Source organism: Dickeya sp. ws52 (assembly GCF_007210685.1).
Taxonomy (GTDB): Bacteria; Pseudomonadota; Gammaproteobacteria; order Enterobacterales; family Enterobacteriaceae; genus Dickeya; species Dickeya chrysanthemi.
Window position 1 is genome coordinate 76789 of the sequence record NZ_SZVX01000007.1, and the last position, 22680, is coordinate 99468.

Genomic DNA, 22680 nt, shown 5'->3' on the forward strand with positions numbered 1-22680 from the left:
ATATATTTTATACGGTTAGCGCCCGCTGCCGGTTGCTGTACCACTCCTGCGCCAACGCCATCACGGCGGTAATCAACATGAAGATAACCGCCGACCAGAAAATGGCGGAGGGATGCCCCTGGTCCAAAAACCAGCCGAAGACCACCGGGCCGCCGGCACCGCCGATATTAAAGCCGGTGGTGACCACGCCGAAGACCCGCCCTTCAGCACCTGCCGGCGATGCCGCGCGTACCAGCATATCCCGTGATGGCGCGATAATACCGGAGAGAAAGCCGGCCACACCCAGAATCAGTGTGGTTGCCAGCGACGGCAGGGTAGATACGGCGACGATGGCGACCAGCACCGCCGTGACCACCAGCGAACCGGTGGCAACCAGCCCGTGATGCCGGGTTTTATCCGCCAGTGAACCGCCCGCCAGCACGCCGAAGGCACTGGTAAACAAAAACGCCGTCAGCGCCAGGTTGGCTTCGGTCAACGGCATCCCGTAACCGTTCACCAGCGCGGTCACCGAGAAGTTTTGAATCGAGTTGGTGCTCAGGTTGAGCAGCATAAACAGCACCAGCAGCGACAAAATGGGCAGGGTAAATACCGCCACCTTTGGCGCAGCGGCTTTCTTGTCGTGCGCGGTGGCGGCAGGCAATGCCTCGTGTTCGCCGAGCAACATCGGTACGGTCAGCAGCCCAAACAGGCCGGATAAGACCAACGCGAACTCGATGCTGGTGAAGGCGGCGGCCGTCAGCAGAATCGCCGGCGCGACGGCGGTGCCGAGAAAACCGGAAAAAGTATGCACCGAGAAGGCGCGGCCCATGCGGTTTTCGGCAATGCCGCGTGACAACAGGGCGTAATCCGACGGGTGATATACCGCGTTGGCAAGCCCGGCCAGCGCCATGGCTATGAGCATCCAACTGTAGCTGGTAAAGAAGCCGAGCGACAGGAAACACAGACTGCCCAGCGTTAGCCCGGCTATCAGCGTACGACGTGGGCCGATGCGGTCAACGGCAAAGCCGATCGGCGTTTGCACCAGCGCGGAGACAATATTGAACACGCCGAGCGCAAAGCCCATTTCCACATAACTGATGCCGCGTTGTGCGGAGATGAGCGGCATCAACGCCGGTAGCACCATCATGTGAAAATGGCTCACCCAGTGAGCGGCAGAGACTTGTGCCAGCAGTGGTAACTTATTTATTTTCATCGTTATTTTAATAGATTGGCTGCGCGGGCGCGCAAGGGCGGATTCAGCAATAAGGTTAACATATCGCCATAGCAGTTAGCCGTCTATCTTTTGCGGACACGATCTTAACCGAGCGGCGGGGGAATTGAGGAACGATGGCGGAAACAGGATCTGACTGCTGCTGGTAAAGCGTGCAGTCAGAACAGCGGATTATTGTGTCATCGGCAGGTAAAAATCGAACCGATGGCTTTTGGTTTCCAGCGCCGACTGGGCCGGTATACCCGCCAGCGGCGGCGCGTAATCCGGGCGTTTGACCACGACCCGCTTTTTCGCCAGACGGCGTGCCGGTTCCAGCAAGGCGTCGGCGTCATCGTCGGCACCCACCAGCGACTGAAACACCCGCATCTCCTTTTTCACCAGCGCGCTTTTCTGGCGGTGGGGAAACATCGGGTCGAGGTAGACCACGTCCGGCGGTGGAGTAATGGCAGACAACGCGTCAATGCTGGAAGCGTGTAGTAGCGTCAGTCGCTCGCGCAGCCAGCCACCGATCTCCGGGTCCTGATAGCCGCGTTGCAGGCCGTCGTCCAGTAACGCCGCCACTACCGGGTGGCGCTCCACCATCCGCACCCGGCAACCGAGTGCGGCCAGCACGAAGGCGTCGCGACCCAGGCCGGCGGTGGCGTCCACCACATCGGGCAGATAGTCCTTTTTGATGCCGACCGCTTTGGCGACTGCTTCACCGCGCCCGCCGCCAAAGCGGCGGCGATGCGCCATTGCGCCGGAAACGAAATCCACGCAGATGGCGCCGAGCTTCGGTTCATCGCATTTGCGCAGCTCCAGCCGCTCGGGGGTGAGCACCAACGCCAGCATGGCGTCGGTGTCGTTTTCCAGCCCCCAGCGTTGGGCCAGTACCGCCAGCGCCTCGGGGTCGGCGCCGGCTTCGGTCAGTAACGCAATCTTCATCCCTGAATGCCGTAGTGTTTCAGCATCGCATCCAGTTGGGGTTCGCGGCCACGGAAACGCTTGAACAGTTCCATTGGTTCTTCAGAGCCGCCGCGGGACAGGATGTTTTCCAGGAATGACTGGCCGGTGTCGCGATTGAAGATGCCTTCTTCTTCAAAGCGGGAGAAGGCATCCGCCGCCAGCACGTCGGCCCACAGGTAGCTGTAGTAACCGGCGGCGTAACCACCGGCGAAAATATGGCTGAAAGAGTGCGGGAAGCGATTCCATTCCGGGCTTTTCACCACGGAAACCTGCGCTTTTATCTCCGCCAGCGTTTCCAGCACGCGTGCGCCGGTAGCCGGGTTATAACCGGCGTGCAGACGGAAATCGAACAGGCCGAACTCCAACTGACGCAGGATAAACAGCGCTGCCTGATAGTTTTTCGCCGCCAGCATCTTGTCCAGCATGTCTTGCGGCAGCGGTTCGCCGGTTTCGTAGTGACCGGAAATGAACGCCAGCGCATCCGGCTCCCAGCACCAGTTTTCCATAAACTGACTCGGCAGTTCGACGGCATCCCACGGCACGCCGTTGATGCCGGAAACCCCGGCGGTGTCGATGCGGGTCAGCATATGGTGCAACCCGTGGCCGAATTCGTGGAACAGCGTGGTGACTTCATCGTGGGTAAACAGCGCAGGTTTGCCGTTAACCGGGCGGTTGAAGTTACAGGTCAGGTACGCCACCGGTTTTTGCAGCTCGCCGTCGGCTTTGCGCAGGCGGCCGACGCAATCGTCCATCCAGGCACCGCCGCGTTTGTGTTCGCGGGCGTACAGATCAAGGTAGAAGCTTCCCAGCAGTTCGCCGCTTTCGTCAAACAGGTCGAAGAAACGCACTTCCGGATGCCAGACGTCAACGCCCTGACGCTCTTTGGCGGTGATGCCGTAAATACGTTTTACGACTTCGAACAACCCTTCCAGCACGCGCGGTTCGGGGAAGTAAGGGCGTAACTGTTCATCGCTGATGGAATAGCGGTGTTGTTTCTGCTGTTCAGCGTAGTAGGTAATGTCCCACGGGTTCAGCTCATCAACGCTGAAATGTTGTTTGGCGAAGGCGCGCAGTTGCGCCAGTTCCTGCTCTCCTTGCGGGCGAGCGCGTTTAGCCAGATCGGTCAGAAAATCCAGCACCTGCTGTGGGTTTTCCGCCATTTTGGTGGCCAGCGATTTGTCGGCGAAGCTGGTGAAGCCCAGCAGTTGCGCCAGTTCATGACGCAGCGCCAGCGTTTCGGCCATCACCTCGCCGTTATCCCACTTACCGGCGTTCGGGCCCTGTTCCGACGCGCGGGTCACGTAGGCGCGGTACATCTCTTCACGCAGCGCCTGATTGGAACAATACGTCATCACCGGCAGGTAGCTTGGGATATCCAGCGTCAGCAACCAGCCCTGTTGTTCCTTCGCCTCCGCCAGGGCTTTGGCCGCGGCCAGTGCGCTTTCCGGCAGACCTTCCAGCTCACTGACGTCGGTTATCAGTTTGGTCCAGCCCATGGTGGCGTCCAGCACGTTGTTGCTGAACTGCGAACCCAGTTCAGACAAACGGGAAGCGATGTCGCCGTAGCGTTTTTGCTGTTCCGGCGGCAATGCAATCCCGGACAGTTCGAAGTCGCGCAGGGCGTTATCCACCGCTTTTTTCTGCGCGATGCTCAGGTTTGCGTAGTGCTCGCCGTCACGCAGCTCGCGGTAGGCGCGGTACAACCCGGCATGTTGGCCCACCCAGGTGCCGTATTCAGACAGCAGCGGCAGGCACTGTTCATAGGCGCTACGCAATTCCGGACTGTTTTTTACCGAATTCAGGTGGCTGACCGGGGAGAAAATGCGCCCCAGTCTGTCATCACTTTCCGCCAGCGGCTGACACAGGTTATCCCAGGTGAACGGCCCCGGCTGCGCCACCACACGTTCGACCGTCTGGCGACAATCGTTCAGTGCGGCTTGTACGGCGGGGAGGATGTGTTCAATCTGGATCTGGGAGAACGGCGGCAGAGTAAAGGCGGAAAGCAATGGATTGGTCATGGCACAGTCCTGAAATTTATTAATGATGACTTAACATGAGGGGTAATGAGGGGAAAATCAATGGCAGGGGGCACAACAGGCCAAGGCCGGCGGTAAAAAGCGATGATCAGCGGTGATTGTGACGTTCAGGATGGTTGATCGTAACCGGCGTAAAACCACGCTATCAGCGACGGGTTACTGACGTCGGAAAAGAACTCCGCCACGATGTCGCGCATCAGCCCGTAACGGCGGCACAATTGCCCGGCTTCGAATGCGGCCTGTTGCCTTCCCCGCAGTGACGCGCGCTGGTGTGCATAACCGCAGACGTAGCCGCGGCGGTAATCGTCGCAGTAATGACGGATGTCGCTCATCGATTGCGGCGTGCTGGCGTGTAGCCCCGCCAGGATACCGTCGCCAAAGTGGTTTTTCATAAACGTCGTGTCCGAATATTCGATGTATAAATTATTATATAACGAAAAAGGTCGGTTATTGCACCATTCCATGAGGGATAACATCCGTGGGGGATTGCGGCGATTGTTGGGGTATTTTGCGGCGCTAACCGTTCGAATTATTTAGGGTATACTATGGCGATTAGCGGCAAACGCGCCCTCATTGACCGGAAATCCATTCGTTATGCTGAGTTATCGCCACAGTTTTCATGCCGGCAATCATGCCGACGTGCTGAAGCACACTGTCCAGAGCCTGATCATTAACGCGCTGAAAGAGAAGGACAAACCGTTCCTGTATCTGGATACGCATTCCGGCGCGGGTCGTTATCAGTTACAGAGTGAACACGCCGAGCGCACCGGCGAGTACCTCGACGGCATTGGCCGCATCTGGCAGCGGGACGATATTCCGGGGGAGCTGGAACCGTATATGCAAGTGGTGCGCTCCTATAATTCCGGCGACAAGCTGCGCTATTACCCCGGCTCGCCGCTGATTGCCCGTCAGTTACTGCGCGAGTACGACAAAATTCATCTGACTGAGCTGCACCCCAGTGATTTTCCGTTGTTGCGTCAGGAGTTTCTGCGTGACGACCGGGCGCGGGTGGTGCGTGAAGACGGCTACCAGCAGTTGAAGGCGCAGTTGCCGCCGCTGTCGCGCCGCGGACTGATTTTGATCGACCCGCCCTATGAACTGAAAACCGATTATCAGGCGGTGGTGAAAGGCATTCAGGAAGGGTATCGCCGTTTTGCCACCGGCGTGTTCGCGCTGTGGTATCCGGTGGTGCTGCGTCAGCACATCAAACGTTTGCTGAAAGATCTGGAAGACACCGGTATTCGCCGTATTCTGCAAATTGAACTGGCGGTGCTGCCGGACAGCGATCGCCACGGTATGACCGCCTCCGGCATGATTGTCATCAACCCGCCGTGGAAACTGGAATCCCAGATGAAAAGCGTGCTGCCGTGGCTGCATCAGGCGCTGGTGCCGGCCGGCACCGGCCACGCGTTGGTTGAGTGGGTGGTGCCGGAGTAAGCGTGCGGCTTAACTGAGCGAGGCGCTGCCCGTCGTTATACCCGGTCGTTATACCCGAAAGGTGGCCAAATCGGTGGCGACTTCGGTTGCCGCAAACAGCGTCTGGCATTCCTGACGCAGCCGTTCCAGATCTGCCTGACCATAGCGGGTGCTGAAATGGGTGATGATCAACCGTTTGGCGCCCGCGTCCCGTGCGGCGGCGGCGGTTTGCAGGGTGGTGGAGTGCCCGCGTTCGTTGGCGCGCTCCGCCATCACGCCTTCCAGCGTGGCTTCGTGCACCATCACATCGACCCCCGCAGCCAGCTTGAGTGCTTCCGGCGTTGGGCGGGTATCGCCGAAGATTGCCAGCGATTTGCCCGGCAGGCTGGGGCCGAGGTAATCCCAGCCGTTGAGTACCCGCCCGTCGTCCAGCGTTACCGTTTCCCCGCGTTTCAACTGCTGGAAATAGGCACCGGGCTTGATGCCCTGCGCCGCCAGTTTCTCCACATCCAGCGGGCCCGGTTTGGGGCGCTCCTCAATGCGGTATCCCACGCAATACAGGGTGTGCGACAGTTCATGCGCCGTCACCCTAAATTGATGATCCTCAAACACCGTGCCGGGAACGACCTCCACCACTTCCAGCGGATACGTCAGCCAGGAGCCGCTCAGCGTCAGCGCGGTTTCGACGAAGGTTTTCAGCCCGGCCGGGCCGTAGAGCGTCAGCGGTGTTTCGACGCCGGCCATGGATCGTGAACACAGTAAACCGGGTAGCCCGAACAAGTGATCACCGTGCAGATGGGTGATGAAAATCTTCTCCAGCTTGCCGGGTTTGATTGGGGTGCGCAAAATCTGGTGCTGAGTGCCTTCACCACAGTCAAACAGCCAGAACGCCGGGCGAATACCGTGCAAGTCGAGCGCGATGCTGGTGACGTTACGCTCTTTAGTGGGCACACCCGCGTTGGTGCCGAGAAAAATCAGTTCCATGTGACTCCCTTTATATCGATGCGGTGTTTTTCACGTCATCCCAGCTCAACCCAAAGCGGGCCAGATATTTACGTAGCCTGTCGGCGTCGTTGGGCTGTTTTTTTTGTCGGCGCGAAACGGCAAATAGCGTACGTCCGGCTTCCGACAGGCTGTGGGTTTGTCGGCATACCTCTAACACTCGCTCAAGCTGGCATTGCTCGAAGATATCCAGCTCACCGAGGTGGGCCGGCAATATCGTATTGGCGGTTGTGCTACGCCATTGCTGTTTAAGACGTTGAATTTCTTCATCTACCAGCACGGTATTAATGCGCCCTTGCTCGGATAGCGTCGCCATGCGGTGTACGCTGGCACCCAGTTCGCGAAAGTTGCCCCGCCAACTGGCGTGTTCCGAACAGGCAAAGGCCAGAAAACGCTGGCGTGCTTCTTTATCGAACCGCACCTGGATTTGTTGCTGTTGGGCAAAACGGTGTAACTCGAAGTCCAGATTAGGTTCGATATCTTCACAACGTTGCGCCAGACCCGGTAGCGGAAAAGTCCACATATTGATGCGTGCGTACAGGTCTTCACGAAAATACCCGGCCTCTACCCAATGCGGCATATCCCGGTGAGTGCCGGCAATCAACTGAAAATCGCTGCTGACTTCTTTATCGGAACCAAACGGCAGAAAGCGTTTTTCTTCTATCGCCTTCAGCAGCATCGCCTGTTCGTCCGGCCCCAACTCACCGATTTCATCAAGAAACAGGATTCCACCGTCGGCTTCCCGCAACAGCCCTGCCCGTGATTGCTGCGCTCCGGTGAATGCGCCGCGAACATGACCAAACAATGTGGACATCGCGTTATCGCCGCGCAGTGTGGCGCAATTGACGGCGACAAACTTTCCATTGACCTGATGGCGCGACGCCTTGAGCTGATAAATACGGTTGGCCAGAAAAGATTTGCCTGCACCGGTGGGGCCGGTTAGCAAAATAGGCGCGGAAGAACGCAGGGCAACCCGTTCAATTTGATCGATGATGCGGTTAAACGTTGCATTACGGGTGGCGATCCCCGCTTTCAGAAATGAGACGGATGCTTGTTGTTCCCGCAGGAATCGGCTGGTAATGGCGGTGTAACGGCTAAGATCGAGGTCAATAACGGTGTACTGCCCGGCGGGAGACGGTGTGGCGTCGTCATGGTCCGACGGGCTGGTTTGCAGCAGCCGGGCCGGCAGGTATCGCGCTTCCGTCAGCAGAAACCAGCAAATCTGTACCACATGCGTGCCGGTCGTAATATGTACCAGATATTCTTCGTTTTCCGTATCGAACGGGTAGTGCGCCGCGAAGTCGAGAAACGTGGTGTAGACCTCTTCGAAGTCCCAGGGGTCGGTCAGTTCAACCTCATGCAGATTCACCGTGGTGGAAGGCGATATCTGGCTTATATCTTCCTGAACCTGTTGCGCCAGCCCGAAACTGCGTGGCTGATAGAGCAATTCCAGTCGGTCAATCGGCAGATCCGGTTGCTGGCAGGCGGCGATTGTTGGCCGCCACCGATTCCAGCGATTTTGCCGCTTCCCGCGTTTATCCAACGCCGTGCCCAGCACGCCGATCATCACTCTGCGCTTCATGCTTATCCTTTTTTATAAGTCCTTATCTTTTCGGATATTACTTTACCGGGTTAATGATTAACAGGATAGAGGGTTTTTAAATAAAACTATTAAAAATCATCGGTTTAAATTTATGTCGTCAAATAAGAAAAGACTGGCACGGTTTTGGCAAAAATACCGGGCTATACACAGGGAGGGAAGCATACCCGGTTACGGCTGGGGGAACCGGTGATGTTGTTCCCGGATATTTTATGAAAGGGATTAAAAAGAAGATGTTCAAGAAAATAACAATAAGAAAAGGGCAACTCGGTTTACTCAGCCAAAACGGCAACGTGTGGCGAGTCCTGGAAACGGGTGCTCATATCGTATTGGGTTGGCCACGGAAACGGACGGTGGCGTTCATCGAGCAGGATGGTTCCAGGGTTGAAACCGCGCTTGCCGAACATTTACGTCGGTTTCATCCGGAGTGGGTTGCGCGCTACTGCCTGTCGGCGGATATGGCGGATGATGAGATTGGCTTGCGCTATGACCGCGAACACCTGTGCGAGATTTTGCCGCCGGGGACACGGCGTTTGTACTGGCGTCGGGATGAACAGCAGGCTATCGAGCGTATTTCCGTCAATGAGACTCAGGTGCCGGCCAGGCTGCTGCCGGCATTCATGCAGCCCGACTTACGTGGGCAGGTGGTCGCCGGTGAGGCCGGCGTATTGGTCGCTGCAGTACCGACATGGCATGTCGGGATTTTGCATCTTAATGGGCAACCTTCGGCACTGTTGCCGCCGGGTAATCATGGCTACTGGCGCTTCAATCGTAGCGTGAGTGTGACGATGGTGGACACGCGCTTACAGGCGCTGGATGTTGAAGATATCGAGGTGCTGACGGCGGATCGGATCAACGTGCGTCTGACGTTATTGGCGAATTGGCGCTACAGCGATGTTCTGGCCGCGTTTACGCAGTTGGCGAAACCAGAAGCGCATCTATGCCGGGCTTTACAGGTTGTGCTGCGGGATGTAGTGGGAACGCATACTTTTGATGAACTGCTGAACCGGAAACATACCGTTGGGGCGCAGGTCAGTGAGCAACTGGATCAGCAATTGACGGGTTACGGAATAGCGCTGCTTTCGCTGGCCGTGATGGACACCGCAGGCTATAACGCCGCCTGGTAACCGGCGCGGCGTTAACGTTAAATAAAAATAACTATTTGAATTAAAAATAAATTAAGGGATTTATACCATGCATAACGATTATCAGGTGCTGGATGCGCCGCATGGCGTACCGGTAAAAATGTGGACGCACGGTGTTCCGGTCGAGCCTGAGGCCCGCGAGCAATTACTGAATACGGCGAAGATGCCGTTTATTTTCAGTCATCTGGCGGTGATGCCGGATGTTCATGTCGGCAAGGGGTCTACGATCGGCAGTGTTATCCCCACTCGCGGCGCCATCATTCCGGCCGCGGTAGGGGTGGATATCGGTTGCGGCATGATGGCGGTGCGAACCTCGCTCCTTGCCGCCGATTTACCGGACAATCTGTTGGGTATTCGCAGCGCCATTGAGCAGGCGGTTCCTCATGGGCGTAGCGTGAATCGTGGTGGACGGGATAAAGGTGCATGGCATCAACCGCCGCCGCGCGTTGATGCCCACTGGCGGCAACTGGATGCCGGGTTCAAACGTATTACCGAACACTATCCGTCGTTGCTGAAAACCAACAATTACCACCACTTGGGCACGCTTGGAACCGGTAACCATTTTATCGAATTGTGTCTCGATGAGATGGATCGGGTGTGGGTGATGCTGCACAGCGGTTCCCGTGGTATCGGCAATGCCATCGGCAATCTGTTTATCACGTTGGCGCAGCAAGACATGCGGCAGCATATTGCGAATCTACCGGACCGTAATTTGGCGTATTTCGCCGAAGGTAGCCGTCATTTCGATGACTACATGTATGCGGTTGGCTGGGCACAGGGGTACGCGCGCCATAACCGTGAGGTGATGATGGAACAGGTGCTGCAGGCATTGGCACAGGCGATCCCCAGGCCGTTTACCGCCCGGCAGGAGGCGGTGGATTGCCACCACAACTATGTGCAACAGGAAACGCATTTTGGCGAGCCGGTGCTGGTCACGCGCAAGGGCGCGGTATCGGCCCATCGCGGGCAGATGGGGATTATTCCCGGCTCGATGGGAGCAAAAAGTTTCATTGTGCGTGGTTTGGGTAATCAAGAGAGCTTTTGTTCCTGTAGCCATGGCGCCGGGCGCACCATGAGCCGAACGGCGGCAAAAAAGCGATTTACGGTTGAAGACCACATTCAGGCGACGGTGCATGTCGAATGTCGAAAGGACCATGACGTGATTGATGAAATTCCCATGGCGTACAAAGACATTGATGCCGTCATGGCGGCGCAAGCGTCGCTGGTCGAGATTGTTCACACGCTGCGGCAGGTGGTGTGCGTAAAAGGATAAGGATAATGAGAGAAAAATATGGAAGATGAATCTGGTGTGAGTGCGCGAATGCGCGAACGGGTTTGCAGTGTGCTGGCAGACGTGGAACGCCGATTTGGCGTGCGGGTGCTGTATGCCTGTGAATCGGGCAGCCGAGGGTGGGGGTTTGCTTCGCCGGACAGCGATTATGATGTGCGTTTTATCTATGTCCATCCTCCGGAGTGGTATTTTCGGGTTGAGCAGGCTCGGGATGTGATTGAATTACCTATAGATGATGAGCTGGATGTCAGCGGGTGGGAACTGCGTAAAGCGCTGGGGTTACTGAAGCGCGCCAACCCGACGCTCATGGAGTGGCTGGATTCGCCGGTGGTGTACCAGCAGGATGATCAATCCATGATGCAGATACGTGCGCTGGCGCCGGATCATTTTTCGCCGGGGCGCGCCTGTTACCATTATTTATCAATGGCCCGGAAGAACTTTCGCGGATATTTGCAGGGGGAATCGGTCCGGCTGAAGAAGTATTTTTATGTACTCAGGCCGATACTGGCGGCGCTATGGATAGAATCGGGTAAGGGCGCTCCGCCGATGCGCTTTGAGTCATTGCTGGCAGAGACGGTGACCGATCAGGATTTGCTGGCGGAAATCGCGCATCTGCTGCGCATCAAACGTCAGTGCGGTGAGGCGCAATATGGTGCCCGATTGCCTGCTATCCATGCGTTTATAGAGCAGCATTTGGGGCGCGAATGGCCCGTACTGGATGCGTCGCTGGCAGGGATGGACCAGACGTTGAACCGGTTGTTGTTTGATACGGTGATGGAAGGGTGATTGAGGTGTAAAACCGGTGATAGCCGGTTTTACCTATCGCACCGATTTTCAAAACCGTTGCGAACCGCTACGCATTTCTTCATACAATCCCGCTTTCTGTCTTTGCCGGATACCGATTGCCGGCGTTACACTTTTCGCCGGCGTAACGTTTTGCGCCCAGCCAGAGCATGAACTGTAAGGCACCTGTCGCAGAGATGGCGGCGGGTACGGCCTATTTAATTTTATCGAACGTTTATCGAAAGCAAGCGTGGAGCCCTGATGACCAGACATTATGACTATCTCGCCATTGGTGGCGGCAGCGGCGGTATTGCCTCCATCAACCGTGCGGCCATGTACGGCAAGAAATGTGCGCTGATTGAAGCCAAACATCTGGGCGGCACCTGCGTCAACGTCGGGTGCGTGCCGAAGAAAGTGATGTGGTATGCGGCGCAGATCGCCGAAGCCATTCATCACTACGGGCCGGATTATGGCTTTGATGTTACCGTCAATCGGTTCAATTGGGATACGTTGCTGAAAAACCGCAGCGCCTACATTGACCGTATCCATCAGTCCTACAATAATGTGCTGGGGAAAAATCAGGTCGATGTGATTCAGGGCTTTGCCCGTTTTGTGGATGCGAAAACCGTGGAAGTGAACGGCGAGCGTATCACCGCCGACCATATTCTGATCGCCACCGGCGGCCGGCCGACGCGCCCGGACATTCCCGGTGCGGAATACGGCATTGATTCTGATGGCTTCTTTGAACTGACCGCGCTGCCGCCGAGGGTTGCCGTCGTGGGTGCCGGTTACATCGCGGTGGAAATCGCCGGCGTGCTGAATGCGCTCGGCTCTGACGTTCACCTGTTCGTGCGTAAGCACGCGCCGTTGCGCCAGTTCGACCCGCTGATTGTGGAAACGTTGGTGGAAGTGATGAACACCGAAGGTCCGGCACTGCATACCGAGTCCATCCCTAAAGCGGTGGTGAAAAATGCCGACGGTAGCCTGACGTTGCAACTGGAAAGCGGGCACGAACACACCGTGGATTGCCTGATCTGGGCGATTGGCCGTGAACCGGCGAACGATAAGGTAAACCTGGAAGCGGCAGGTGTCGCACTTAACAACAAGGGCTACATCGTGGTGGATAAATTCCAGAACACCACGGTGCCGGGTATCTACGCGGTGGGCGACAATACCGGTGCCGTTGAGCTGACGCCGGTCGCCGTAGCGGCGGGGCGCCGTTTATCTGAACGGCTGTTCAACAACAAGCCGGACGAACATCTGGATTATAGCAATATCCCGACCGTCGTATTCAGCCACCCGCCGATCGGCACTATCGGATTAACCGAACCGCAGGCGCGTGAGCAGTACGGCGACGATCAGGTTAAGGTGTATAAGTCCGCGTTTACAGCCATGTATACCGCGGTGACGCAGCACCGTCAGCCGTGCCGCATGAAGCTGGTATGTGTGGGGCCGGAAGAGAAAATCGTCGGCGTGCACGGCATCGGCTTCGGGATGGATGAAATCCTGCAGGGCTTTGCGGTGGCGGTGAAGATGGGCGCGACCAAAAAAGACTTCGACAACACCGTAGCGATTCACCCAACGGCGGCGGAAGAGTTTGTGACTATGCGATAACACGTAAGATCGTGATGTGCTTATATCGCGCTGTTCATCAGGGTGAAACTATTTTCACCCTGAGTCATGCGGTTAGGCAGAGTTCCTCAATGAATTGATGACTTTCATTCACCCTGAAATATCTTGTCTTATACCCGTTCACCAACATGACGTTTCTTCCTGCCGGGTAATTTCAGCCAGATTGTGGCGTGCGGTAATTATTGTTACAGCCGTTTGTTATGATGAAACCATTTGTCATTTCATGTCATAAAAAGGTATGTCGGGAAATAATTAGGTGGTTTTTTTTCAGGTATATCTGATTCATGTCTATATGATGATGTTGCCATGATCATGATGTTTGATTTTTTTAGTTATTCTCTGGTCAATGTATTTTTTCTTGTCAGTAATTTCTTTATGTTAAAAATCATTTTTTATTTCTGGGAAGGTGAAATAGGTGGTTAAGGTATATTTCTATACCCGTCATACTTCAAGTTGCAGGTGTGTTGGCTGCCCTCGTTCACCCCAGTCACTTACTGATGTAAGCTCCTGGGGATTCGCTCGGTTGCCGCCGTCCTGCAACTCGAATTATTTTGGGTATAAATCGCATTTTTAATAAGTGCATGGTGGTATTAATGAATTTCCTTTCTGTTGAGTTTTCCTTTTTATTTCTCGTTTTGTTTTTGATTTATTGGATTTTTTCTCCCTGGGTAAAAGTGCAGAATTTCATTCTGCTTGTGACGGGTTATGGCCTTGTGCTGCTATCCAGCTGGCAGTCTTTGATCGTGCTGCTATTGTTTAGTACTTGTGTTTGTTTTCTTTTGAAGTTGGCGACTCATACTGAGTTTAGAAAACTTTCTATTTGTTTGTTGATTTTTTTTACTGTTGTTTTCTTTGTTATGTTTAAGTATTACTCAGGTTTGCGTGATGACTTGCAAATGCTACTGAGTGAGTATCATATTGCCGTCACGCTTCCCGTGCTTAATGTATTGCTTCCTATTGGTTTATCATTTTATATATTTAATGCCGTTAGCCTGATCGTGTCAGTTGCAAAAGGTGAGATAAAGCAAAGTAATGTTTTTAATACTTTGCTTTATCTGAACTTTTTTCCCACCTTTATTTCTGGTCCCATCAACCGGGCAGCCTGGCTGCTACCCCAGATAGAGACAAAACGTCCACGCCGGCTAACGGAGTGGACACGGGCGCTGTTTCTTATTGCACTGGCGATAGCCAAGCTATTCTGTTTAAACGAATGGCTGGATGAAAACTATGTTTCATCTGTATTCATTGATCCCGAAAACTATACCGGCTGGCAGTGCATATTGGCAACGTATGCATGGGCCTGGCAGATTTATTTCAACTTTTCTGGTTACACCAATTTGGTAACAGGGATTGCCATTTTACTTGGCTTTCAGATAGATATGAATTTTTCACATCCTTATGCTGCTGATAACATAAAGGATTTTTGGCGAAGATGGCATATAAGTCTCTCTTCGTTCATTCGTGATTATATCTATATCCCGTTAGGCGGGAGTCGTCAGGGATGGTGGCACACGCAGCTCAATATCTTCATTGCGATGGTATTGTCTGGTATCTGGCATGGCACCAGTATTACCTTTTTAATCTGGGGGGGAATACATGGTATTGGTTTGATTACTTATAATTTTTGGATTAAATACCGGCAGAATAAAGAAATAATTCCGATACCAGGATGTCTCGCACGGTTATTCACCTTTCATTTTGTTTGTCTGGCCTGGATTTTCTTTAAGGCTGGCAGTGTGCATGATGCGTTGTACATTTTGAAAGCGATCTCCAGAGCGGATTCAGCACAGTTGACGGTAAACGATATATGGGGAATTTCTGGTTTCATTGTTTTATTGCTTATCTATCCATCGTTAATAACGCTGCGTGAAAATATTGCTACTACGTTGAAACGTCTCGAATGGTATATGGTGCCCTTCGTGATTTTTTCATTTTTAGCAGTGGTTTTCTTTTTTGCGCCTGCTGGCGTGCCGGGGTTTATCTATGCAAACTTCTGAATACCGCACCATGTTGGCTCATGTCTTTAAGAGCCTGCTTGTGATACTGAGCTGTATGGTGGGGTTGATATGGCTGGATCAGCAATCAATCAATAGTTATTGGGAGCTCCATTTTCATACTAAAAGTCCGTGGGATGGCATTACCAGCCCGTCATGGGTATTCGGTGATCGCCTGATGGAAGCCTCACAGGCAGCCAAAAATTCATTTGTAGAGAGCCTGACATCAGTTCCCGAAGGTCACGCACAGCAGCCGCTAGGTGATGGTGCGTCTGTCACACCACGGCAGGCAGCAAGGCCAATCGCTCTCCGGGAAAAGCCGTTACCCTCCGCTGCTGTCAAAGCCCCCTCCACTCATATTGACGGCAATTCAACCAACAGTGCCAGTACCAATATTAGGGATGACCATGTGGTATTGAACGCTGGGCAGACGGTCCTTTTTATCGGTGATTCTATGATGGAGGGGGTGGCGCCTCACGTCATTAAAATGTTACGCGATCGCTATAGTGTGGCGGGTATTGATTTAAGTAAACGTAGCACTGGCCTGACGTACCCTCATTTTTTCAACTGGCCGTTAATATTGAGCCGTGAATTGGAAAAAAGGCAGGATATTGGCGTGCTGGTGGTGTTTTTAGGGTCAAACGACCCTTGGGATATGCCGTCTGGTAATGGTAAGAATTTCCTGAAGTTTGAGTCGCCGGCATGGGAGAGTGCGTATCGTGACCGTATCCGCTCTATACTCCATTCAGCTCGTGAAAAGCGGATTTCCGTCATATGGATTTCTCCCCCGAATGTGGAGAATAAGAAGCTCAATCATGGAATTAATTATATTAATGATTTGTTTGAGTCTGAAGTAAAAGCTGGCAATGAAATATCCATTCGGGTGAATGAGATTTTTGGCTATCAGAGAGAGGTCTATTCTCCTGATATGGAACAGAATAAAGCGAAAGTGCGTATTCGCACTAATGACGGTGTTCATTTCTCGCTGACGGGACAAAAAATGATTGCCGAACGTATTTTTTCGAAAATAAATGTGAAGCCCTCGTTGAATGAGATAAATCATTAGAATGACAGATAAGGTAATGGATAAAAAAAGGTATTTAATGATGATGACGCTCTGTCTGATTCAGCTCACATCCTGTAGCCGGGAAAATAATAATGTTCCTCAAACCACTACATTTCCAATGGGCGGAGAGAATGGGATTCAGTTAATCGATTATGGCGATCCGGGGTTGCAGCGGCTTAAACGTAAATTGAACCATAGCGATAAAGAAAAGATTCACATCCTGCAATTGGGGGATTCGCATACCGCATCGGACTTTTTTTCCGGGCAACTGCGTCGTCATTTTAAACAGCAGTATGGAGATGGCGGCGTTGGTTTTATTAGTCCTTTGGCAATATCGGGTAACCGGTTTGATAACGTCTTGTTCTCAAATGCTAACGGCTGGGACATGGTAACCAGCCGAAAAACCACGAATGCTGGATTTACATTAGGCGGCAATATCGCCACGCCGCGTCGGGACAATAATGACGCAGAGTTGGTTGTACGTGACACTGACCCGGCCTTTTTAATGCAAGCGCTGTACCGTAATCAGGCGAACGGGAAGATACAGATCCAGCATCAGACGGTTGTGCTGCCATGCAGCCAGTCCCGCTGGGTATTGAGCCAGCCAGTGACTGTCCAGTCGCCCGTCAGGTATTCGCTGGCACCTTCGGGAGGGAGCCAACTGGCCGGATGGCTGCTGTCATCCAGTCATCGTGGCGGTGTCATGTTGAGTGCGCTTGGTATCAATGGCGCTCGGGTTTCCATGCTGGATAAATGGCGCGATAACTGGTTATCCACGTTACAAATGCTGAAGCCGGACATGGTAGTCATGGCGTACGGTACGAACGAAGCCTTTGACCAACAACTTGATATTCAACGTTATCAGCAAAATTATAGCGAATATGTGCAGGCTATCAGACGAGTGTTGCCGGAAGCGGTCATTCTGCTGGTTGGCCCCGGTAGCAGTATCAGCAATAAAAATGGCGCATCTTGTCGGCAGCACCAGCCGGTTTTGCTAAAACCGGTTATTCAGGCCCAGCGAGAGGTCGCCCAATCCTATCACACGCTGTTTTGGAGCTGGTTTGATTACATGGGGGGAGACTGTGCCATTGAACGCTGGCAACAGCAGGGAATAGCACGCCCTGATTTGATTCATCTGACCCAGCAAGGGTACCAGCGTAGTGCTGACGCGCTATGGCGGCAGTTTGTGGCATTACTGAATGCAACTCAGGAATAGCGGTATAGCTGTTCGCCGGATGGCTACCATTACACTGCCGTCTTACCCGCCCTGATAACGCCCCGGTTTATGCCAGTTCATCAGCATTGCGTTCATCGCCAGCGCGCTGAGCGCGGACCACAGCAGCAAAGTAATGGGCATGGTGAGCATGGATATCGCGAACACCAGCACATCCAACAGCATCTGGCTCTTGCCGGCATTGATATTGAAGCGTTTATAGAGCCATAGCGTGAGCACGCCGGTGCCGCCGACCGACGCGTTATGGCGAGCCAGCGAAAGGATGCCCATGCCGAGAAAGGTGCCGCCCACCAGCGCGGAAAACAGCGGATGCACATAGTCGATGGTCAGCAAACCGGGCACCGCCTGGGTGGCGAGGCTCAGGGCAATGTTGACGATCAGTGTCTTCAGCGTAAACGCGCGCCCCATGCTGAAGTAACAAAAAATCATGAACGGGATGTTGGTCAGGATAAATAGCACGCCGATCGACAGCGGAACAACGTAAGAAAGCAGTAGGGCGATGCCGGCAATTCCGCCGGTGATCATGCCTGAAAGTTTCAGCAGGTTCAGCCCGATCGCAATAAACATCACCCCCAGTATCAGGCCGTACACATCGTCTTTCAGCGTGTGGGCCAGCGCCAACTTCTGGCTGGTTTCCGCTGTATTGGGTAGTGCAGCAGAGTCTTTCAGCACGGTATTGCCCTCATCAATACGATGTCGTTCGGTTTAGTCATAAGTAATGCATATATCTGCGGTTTTCATGACTTAAAATTCAATTATGGCGCTCAAGTTAACATTGATCATGGAGTGAGTTTTAACTAAAAGAAAAGCCATTTATCGATTAGATTAGGGATTATCACTCGTAATGACGGCATAAATAGAGATTGTCACCCATGAAAATCGACCGTATCGATGCGCAGATTTTGAATGAGCTACAACAGGATGCGCGGCTGAAAACCACCGAGCTGGCTGAACGGGTGTGCCTGTCGGCCACGCCCTGCACCCGGCGGCTGAAACAGCTGGAAGACGCCGGCATGATCGACCGGTATGTGACGCTGCTGGATCAGGAAAAAGCCGGGTTTCCGGTGAATGCGTACATATCACTGACGCTGGAGCCTAAATCGGAAGCGACCTTTCGCAAGTTTGAACAGCAGATCGCCACCTTTGACGAGGTAATGGAGTGCCACCTGATGTCCGGCAGCCACGATTTCATGCTGCGGGTGGTGGCTGCCAGCCTGTCTGATTTTGAGAAATTCCTGCAAAAGAAGTTGATCAAAATCGAAGGACTGCGTGACGTGCAGTCCTCGTTTTCACTGCGGCGACTGATTCACAAAACCGCGCTGCCGGTTAAAGCGACGGTGTGAGCTCAGGCGGCGAATTCACCGCTGGCGACCAGAAAATCGATCAACGCGGTCAGCGTTTTCAGGTCGTCGAAGGCGATGTTGTGAAACAGCGCGATGCGTAACTGATTGCGCCCCAGCGCCCGGTAACCTTCGATGCCGTGCGCCAGCCCTTGTTCGTCCAGATAGCGGGTCAGCTTGTCTACCGAAATGGAGTCCGCTACGTCGATGGCGGCGACGGTGGTGGAGCGACACGCCGGGTCAGCCACATAGGCGGACAGATAATCCCGCTCGGCGGCCCACTGGTACAGCAGCGCCGCTTTGGCGGCGGCCTGACGCTCCACCTCGGCGAAGCCCAGCGCGTTCATGCGTTTGACCTGTTCGGCGAACAGAAACAGCGTCACCACCGCCGGCGTGTTGTAAGTCTGCTGCTGCTCGCTGTTGCTCAGCGCCAGCCGCCAGTCGGCGAACGCCGGGATGTAGCGGCTGGGATCGGCGGCGATCTCGGCGATCCGCGCTTTGGCTTTCGGCGACAAAATAGCGATAAACAATCCGCCTTCGCTGGCGAACACCTTTTGCGGCGAGAAGAAAAACACATCCACGCGGGACAGGTCGCAGGCGATTTGCCCCGCGCCGCTGGTGGCGTCTACCGCCAGCAGGCAATCCTCGCCGACCTCGGGCAAACGGGTGTTCATCACCCCGGTGGAGGTTTCGCTCAGCGTGCAGGCCACCACGTCCGCGCCTTCCGTCACAAAGGCGGTGTTTGCCTGACCGTATTCCACCGCGACGTTGTCCGCCTGAATCCACGGAATCCGGTGCGAGGCTTTAAACCACTTCTCCGAGAACTCGCCGCAGGTGTGATGGACGATGCGGCTTCTAACCAGCCCGAGGCCGACCATGTCGAACAGCACGGTGGCGCCGCCGTTGCCCAGCACGATGCTGTAGTCGTCCGGCACCGACAGGTAATCTCGCAGGCCCTGCTGAATCTCGCGGCACAGCGCACGCACCGGCTCTTTGCGGTGACTGGTGCCCAGCAGATGCGGCCCTTTATCTTTCAGGCGAGTCAGGTCATCAAGCTGAATCAGCGACGGGCCGCAGCCAAAACGCGGGTCGGCCGGAATCAGTGCTTCAGGAAGGGTTATCGCCACAGGTTTCTCCTCAGGTTCGGTATTTTTTTCATGATGTTGTTTTCATGAGAATACGCGGGATTGAGGGAAAAACGGTATGACTATTTCAACCTGCTGACGTTGATGCAAATAACCGGATTCGGCATCGGCATATTGCTGATGGTGCAGGGGGGGTTATCTGTTGTCATCGGCGTTGTTAAGGTGGGCGGTCTGGTGGGATGATAAAACCCCATCATGATTAAAAGGAGTAAGTTGTGTCAGCTCAATGGGAACAAGAGAACTATCAGGTGTCGACCGATCCGCAGCGGCTTGACCTGGACATTATTCATGGCTACCTCGCTACCTCCAGTTGGGCGGAAGGCATCGACCGGGAAACCGTTGCGTTGTCTATCGCCAACAGCTTGTGTTTCGGTTTATACCATCAGGCGCGTCAGATTGGTTTCGCCCGCATGGTGACGGATTTCGCCACCTTCGGGTATCTGTGCGATGTGTTTGTGCTGCCAAACTATCAAGGCACCGGGTTGGGTCGTTTTCTGGTGGAATGCACGGTAAACCACCCACGATTGCAGCGCCTGCGTCGCCAGTTGCTGCTGACTTCTACCGCGCCGTGGCTATACCAGAAGGTCGGATACGAGCCAATCAACCGGCAGGATTACACCTGGACGTTTCTCCGCAAGGATATCTACATCTAGGGCACACATAGCGCGGATACCCTTCACACCGGGTCATGACTGGATTTCGGTGTTATTCCGAAGCTATCAGGTTAGCCTTCATTTTCTGCAATACCTGTGCGAACTGCCGACGTTCTTCCGGCGTGACATCGACAAATGCACGTTGCAGCAGCTCGGTGCGCGCCTGCGCGAAACGACGATGTGTGTCCTCGCCTTTTTTCGTCAGCGACACCACCTGTGCCCGGCGGTCGGTTGGTGAAGGCTGTCGGGTGATCAACCCCAGCGTTTCCAGCTCTTTCAGTAGGCGGGCAATCTGCGCCTTATCCCGCCCCATATACTGCGCCAGAAAATGCTGACTCTGGCCAGGGTGATGGGCAATCAATCCCAACGTACGCGCCTGAAACGGGGCGAGCCCTGTCTGTGTGAGTGCGTCGCTCTCCTGTAGCCGTTGCTTAACGCCGTGGATCACTTCTCCCAGCAACTCAAAAGTTTGGGTATCAAGAGTGTCATGCATTAATTTGTTGACCTCATCAACTATTTGGATTATATGGTTGATATTGTCAACCATATGGCGAAAACCGCCGCCCATTCCATCACATCATCTAACCGCAAGGATAAAACCATGCCGTACCACTATCGTATCACGCTGGAAAAACTCACCGATAATCGCGACGAAACGCCGCAAAATCACGCATTGACGTTTGACGCCACCAATCATGACGATATTCTGGAAATTATTGAGAAAGTTCGGCTAAAAGGGATCTTGCCGGACTCGGAAGTTGCCGCGTTCTGCACCGGGCTGAAGTTGTTTAGCGAGGTCATGATGACCCACCGCAAAGAGGACCTGTTCCGGGACCTGGCACCTGCATTTCGGGACTTTATGCTGCGGCTGAAACGGGGGGAGACGGCCTGATTTCTTGTGTTACGTTTCCCCGACGGCATGTACTGCCAGTGAAGATGAGTGAGATTCGGGCGTGCTTGCCGTTAGCGGCGCACGGCTTTCTCCGTGTGCTCAAGTACGCATGATGATATTTCAATGGGAGAACGTAATTTATGCATCAGTATGCGCTGGTAGGTGACGTCGGTGGCACCAACGCACGTCTTGCGCTGTGTGAACTGGCGAATGGGAAGTTGTCGCACAGCAAGCAGTACGCGGTTCAGCAGCATGACAGTCTGGAAGAGGCGATTCGCCTGTTTCTGGCGGAACACGCGGAGCTCACCATCAAAGAAGCTTGTATTGCCATCGCCTGCCCGGTGACCGACGACTGGGTGGAGATGACTAATCATCACTGGGCGTTTTCGATTGCCGCCATGCGGCAGAGCCTGGGGTTTGAACGCCTGGCGGTGATCAACGACTTTACCGCCGTCAGCATGGCGATTCCGGCGTTGACGCAGGAAGATGTTATTCAACTGGGTGGCGCAGCGCCAGTCGCGGGCAAGCCGGTGGCGGTATACGGTGCCGGAACCGGGCTGGGCGTGGCGCACCTGTTACCGGTGGACGGGAAATGGCTCAGCCTGCCGGGCGAAGGCGGTCACGTCGATTTTGCGCCGAATAGCGAAGAAGAGGACATCCTGTTGCAGGTGTTGCGTCAGGAACTGGGACATGTCTCCGCCGAGCGCGTGCTGTCCGGACCGGGGCTGGTGAATATTTACCGGGCGATCGTTAAAGCGGACGACCGGGTGCCGGAAGCGCTGACGCCGCAGATAGTGTCTGAACGGGCGCTGGCGCACAGCGATGTCGACTGTCTGCGTGCGTTGTCGCTGTTTTGCGTGCTGATGGGGCGCTTTGGCGGCAATCTGGCGCTGAATCTCGGCACCTTCGGCGGCGTTTATATCGCCGGCGGCATTGTGCCGCGTTTTCTGGAATTCTTCCGCAACTCCGGTTTTCGTAGCGCATTTGAAGACAAAGGCCGCTTCCGTGATTATCTGGCCGACATTCCGGTGTTCATGATTTCTCACCCGCAGCCAGGGCTGCTCGGCGCCGGCGCATATCTGCGTCAGGCATTGGGCCAGACGCTGTAAGTCACTGTCCTGCGGCTGATATGCGAGTCGTCAGGTAACCAGCGGGTTGCCTGACGCAGTGTTTTCTGGCCGGGCTTCTTCGTTGCAACTGCCGGTATTCTATTGCAGCGAAGAAGCCGGCAAGGCCGAGAACAGTCATTCCTGCTCATTTTCCATCACGCTCATCTCAAATCTAGCCTAATTCGTC

The 22680-nt window shown here is 54.4% G+C and carries 22 protein-coding genes; 13 read left to right on the plus strand and 9 right to left on the minus strand.

The window, feature by feature from the left end; genetic code table 11:
• Nucleotides 1-7: 7 nt before the first annotated feature.
• From FDP13_RS08540 to FDP13_RS08555, 4 genes are all read right to left on the minus strand, one after another.
• Nucleotides 8-1192 (minus strand): MFS transporter, encoded by a 1185-nt coding sequence (locus FDP13_RS08540; protein WP_143839207.1) that lies wholly within the window; start codon nt 1190-1192, stop codon nt 8-10.
• 189 nt (nt 1193-1381) lie between these two features.
• Nucleotides 1382-2134: a 16S rRNA (guanine(1516)-N(2))-methyltransferase RsmJ gene (gene rsmJ, locus FDP13_RS08545; protein ID WP_143839208.1), complete on the minus strand. Its 753-nt coding sequence runs from the start codon at nt 2132-2134 to the stop codon at nt 1382-1384.
• A complete protein-coding gene (prlC, locus tag FDP13_RS08550; RefSeq protein WP_143839209.1) occupies nt 2131-4173 on the minus strand; it encodes an oligopeptidase A in 2043 nt (680 codons plus the stop codon). The genes rsmJ and prlC overlap by 4 nt, the downstream gene beginning before the upstream one ends.
• 125 nt (nt 4174-4298) lie before the next feature.
• Nucleotides 4299-4583 (minus strand): DUF2623 family protein, encoded by a 285-nt coding sequence (locus FDP13_RS08555; protein WP_012767792.1) that lies wholly within the window; start codon nt 4581-4583, stop codon nt 4299-4301.
• 202 nt (nt 4584-4785) lie between these two features.
• Between FDP13_RS08555 and FDP13_RS08560 the strand changes: the two genes are divergently transcribed.
• Nucleotides 4786-5628: a 23S rRNA (adenine(2030)-N(6))-methyltransferase RlmJ gene (locus FDP13_RS08560; RefSeq protein WP_033577052.1), complete on the plus strand. Its 843-nt coding sequence runs from the start codon at nt 4786-4788 to the stop codon at nt 5626-5628.
• A 48-nt stretch (nt 5629-5676) separates the two neighbouring features.
• Here the strand turns inward: FDP13_RS08560 and rnz are convergent, their stop codons facing one another.
• On the minus strand, nt 5677-6591 hold the full coding sequence (gene rnz / locus FDP13_RS08565) for a ribonuclease Z (RefSeq protein WP_143839210.1): 915 nt from the start codon (nt 6589-6591) through the stop codon (nt 5677-5679).
• Nucleotides 6592-6601: 10 nt separating this feature from the next.
• A complete protein-coding gene (gene rtcR / locus FDP13_RS08570; RefSeq protein WP_033577054.1) occupies nt 6602-8191 on the minus strand; it encodes an RNA repair transcriptional activator RtcR in 1590 nt (529 codons plus the stop codon).
• Nucleotides 8192-8421: 230 nt separating this feature from the next.
• Between rtcR and FDP13_RS08575 the strand changes: the two genes are divergently transcribed.
• From FDP13_RS08575 to FDP13_RS08610, 7 genes are all read left to right on the plus strand, one after another.
• Complete coding sequence (locus FDP13_RS08575) at nt 8422-9336, plus strand: SPFH domain-containing protein (protein ID WP_143839211.1); 915 nt, start codon at nt 8422-8424, stop codon at nt 9334-9336.
• 67 nt (nt 9337-9403) lie between these two features.
• Complete coding sequence (locus FDP13_RS08580) at nt 9404-10627, plus strand: RtcB family protein (RefSeq protein ID WP_143839212.1); 1224 nt, start codon at nt 9404-9406, stop codon at nt 10625-10627.
• 18 nt (nt 10628-10645) lie between these two features.
• Complete coding sequence (locus tag FDP13_RS08585) at nt 10646-11431, plus strand: nucleotidyltransferase domain-containing protein (RefSeq protein WP_033577056.1); 786 nt, start codon at nt 10646-10648, stop codon at nt 11429-11431.
• 258 nt (nt 11432-11689) lie between these two features.
• Entirely contained in the window at nt 11690-13042 is a 1353-nt protein-coding gene (gene gorA, locus FDP13_RS08590) for a glutathione-disulfide reductase (RefSeq protein ID WP_012767798.1), read from the plus strand.
• Nucleotides 13043-13653: 611 nt separating this feature from the next.
• Nucleotides 13654-15057, plus strand: a complete 1404-nt coding sequence (locus FDP13_RS08600) for an MBOAT family protein (RefSeq protein ID WP_143839213.1) — start codon at nt 13654-13656, stop codon at nt 15055-15057.
• Nucleotides 15044-16120 carry a DUF459 domain-containing protein gene (locus tag FDP13_RS08605; RefSeq protein WP_143839214.1) on the plus strand — a complete coding sequence of 359 codons (1077 nt, stop codon included), beginning with the start codon at nt 15044-15046 and terminating at the stop codon, nt 16118-16120. Before FDP13_RS08600 ends, FDP13_RS08605 begins: the two co-directional genes overlap by 14 nt.
• A 37-nt stretch (nt 16121-16157) precedes the next feature.
• Nucleotides 16158-17336 carry an SGNH/GDSL hydrolase family protein gene (locus tag FDP13_RS08610; protein ID WP_081638994.1) on the plus strand — a complete coding sequence of 393 codons (1179 nt, stop codon included), beginning with the start codon at nt 16158-16160 and terminating at the stop codon, nt 17334-17336.
• A gap of 42 nt (nt 17337-17378) precedes the next feature.
• On the opposite strand, the gene FDP13_RS08615 is transcribed toward FDP13_RS08610, so the two are convergent.
• The gene (locus FDP13_RS08615) at nt 17379-18026 is read right to left on the minus strand and encodes a YitT family protein (protein ID WP_143839215.1); all 648 of its coding nucleotides are present in this window, start codon (nt 18024-18026) and stop codon (nt 17379-17381) included.
• A gap of 200 nt (nt 18027-18226) precedes the next feature.
• Between FDP13_RS08615 and FDP13_RS08620 the strand changes: the two genes are divergently transcribed.
• Entirely contained in the window at nt 18227-18697 is a 471-nt protein-coding gene (locus FDP13_RS08620; protein WP_012767803.1) for an Lrp/AsnC family transcriptional regulator, read from the plus strand.
• Between the two features lie 2 nt (nt 18698-18699).
• On the opposite strand, the gene FDP13_RS08625 is transcribed toward FDP13_RS08620, so the two are convergent.
• Nucleotides 18700-19821, minus strand: coding sequence for an aminotransferase class V-fold PLP-dependent enzyme (locus FDP13_RS08625; RefSeq protein ID WP_143839216.1), 1122 nt, complete (start codon nt 19819-19821; stop codon nt 18700-18702).
• A gap of 60 nt (nt 19822-19881) precedes the next feature.
• On the opposite strand from FDP13_RS08625, the gene FDP13_RS21650 reads away from it, so the two are divergent.
• Nucleotides 19882-20022, plus strand: a complete 141-nt coding sequence (locus FDP13_RS21650) for a hypothetical protein (protein ID WP_156128041.1) — start codon at nt 19882-19884, stop codon at nt 20020-20022.
• A 32-nt stretch (nt 20023-20054) separates the two neighbouring features.
• Nucleotides 20055-20492, plus strand: a complete 438-nt coding sequence (locus FDP13_RS08630) for a GNAT family N-acetyltransferase (protein WP_143839217.1) — start codon at nt 20055-20057, stop codon at nt 20490-20492.
• A gap of 52 nt (nt 20493-20544) precedes the next feature.
• Here the strand turns inward: FDP13_RS08630 and FDP13_RS08635 are convergent, their stop codons facing one another.
• Nucleotides 20545-20985, minus strand: a complete 441-nt coding sequence (locus tag FDP13_RS08635) for a MarR family winged helix-turn-helix transcriptional regulator (protein WP_012767806.1) — start codon at nt 20983-20985, stop codon at nt 20545-20547.
• Between the two features lie 33 nt (nt 20986-21018).
• Between FDP13_RS08635 and FDP13_RS08640 the strand changes: the two genes are divergently transcribed.
• Complete coding sequence (locus FDP13_RS08640) at nt 21019-21384, plus strand: DUF3861 domain-containing protein (protein WP_231389514.1); 366 nt, start codon at nt 21019-21021, stop codon at nt 21382-21384.
• 140 nt (nt 21385-21524) lie between these two features.
• Entirely contained in the window at nt 21525-22493 is a 969-nt protein-coding gene (gene glk, locus FDP13_RS08645; protein WP_012767808.1) for a glucokinase, read from the plus strand.
• Nucleotides 22494-22680 lie beyond the last annotated feature (187 nt).

Coding starts and splice junctions, on each gene's coding strand:
- FDP13_RS08540 (WP_143839207.1), bottom strand. CDS start 1,192: ATGAAAATAAATAAGTTACCACTGCTGGCACAAGTCTCTGCCGCTCAC.
- rsmJ (WP_143839208.1), bottom strand. CDS start 2,134: ATGAAGATTGCGTTACTGACCGAAGCCGGCGCCGACCCCGAGGCGCTG.
- prlC (WP_143839209.1), bottom strand. CDS start 4,173: ATGACCAATCCATTGCTTTCCGCCTTTACTCTGCCGCCGTTCTCCCAG.
- FDP13_RS08555 (WP_012767792.1), bottom strand. CDS start 4,583: ATGAAAAACCACTTTGGCGACGGTATCCTGGCGGGGCTACACGCCAGC.
- FDP13_RS08560 (WP_033577052.1), top strand. CDS start 4,786: ATGCTGAGTTATCGCCACAGTTTTCATGCCGGCAATCATGCCGACGTG.
- rnz (WP_143839210.1), bottom strand. CDS start 6,591: ATGGAACTGATTTTTCTCGGCACCAACGCGGGTGTGCCCACTAAAGAG.
- rtcR (WP_033577054.1), bottom strand. CDS start 8,191: ATGAAGCGCAGAGTGATGATCGGCGTGCTGGGCACGGCGTTGGATAAA.
- FDP13_RS08575 (WP_143839211.1), top strand. CDS start 8,422: ATGAAAGGGATTAAAAAGAAGATGTTCAAGAAAATAACAATAAGAAAA.
- FDP13_RS08580 (WP_143839212.1), top strand. CDS start 9,404: ATGCATAACGATTATCAGGTGCTGGATGCGCCGCATGGCGTACCGGTA.
- FDP13_RS08585 (WP_033577056.1), top strand. CDS start 10,646: ATGGAAGATGAATCTGGTGTGAGTGCGCGAATGCGCGAACGGGTTTGC.
- gorA (WP_012767798.1), top strand. CDS start 11,690: ATGACCAGACATTATGACTATCTCGCCATTGGTGGCGGCAGCGGCGGT.
- FDP13_RS08600 (WP_143839213.1), top strand. CDS start 13,654: ATGAATTTCCTTTCTGTTGAGTTTTCCTTTTTATTTCTCGTTTTGTTT.
- FDP13_RS08605 (WP_143839214.1), top strand. CDS start 15,044: ATGCAAACTTCTGAATACCGCACCATGTTGGCTCATGTCTTTAAGAGC.
- FDP13_RS08610 (WP_081638994.1), top strand. CDS start 16,158: ATGATGATGACGCTCTGTCTGATTCAGCTCACATCCTGTAGCCGGGAA.
- FDP13_RS08620 (WP_012767803.1), top strand. CDS start 18,227: ATGAAAATCGACCGTATCGATGCGCAGATTTTGAATGAGCTACAACAG.
- FDP13_RS08635 (WP_012767806.1), bottom strand. CDS start 20,985: ATGCATGACACTCTTGATACCCAAACTTTTGAGTTGCTGGGAGAAGTG.
- FDP13_RS08640 (WP_231389514.1), top strand. CDS start 21,019: ATGGTTGATATTGTCAACCATATGGCGAAAACCGCCGCCCATTCCATC.
- glk (WP_012767808.1), top strand. CDS start 21,525: ATGCATCAGTATGCGCTGGTAGGTGACGTCGGTGGCACCAACGCACGT.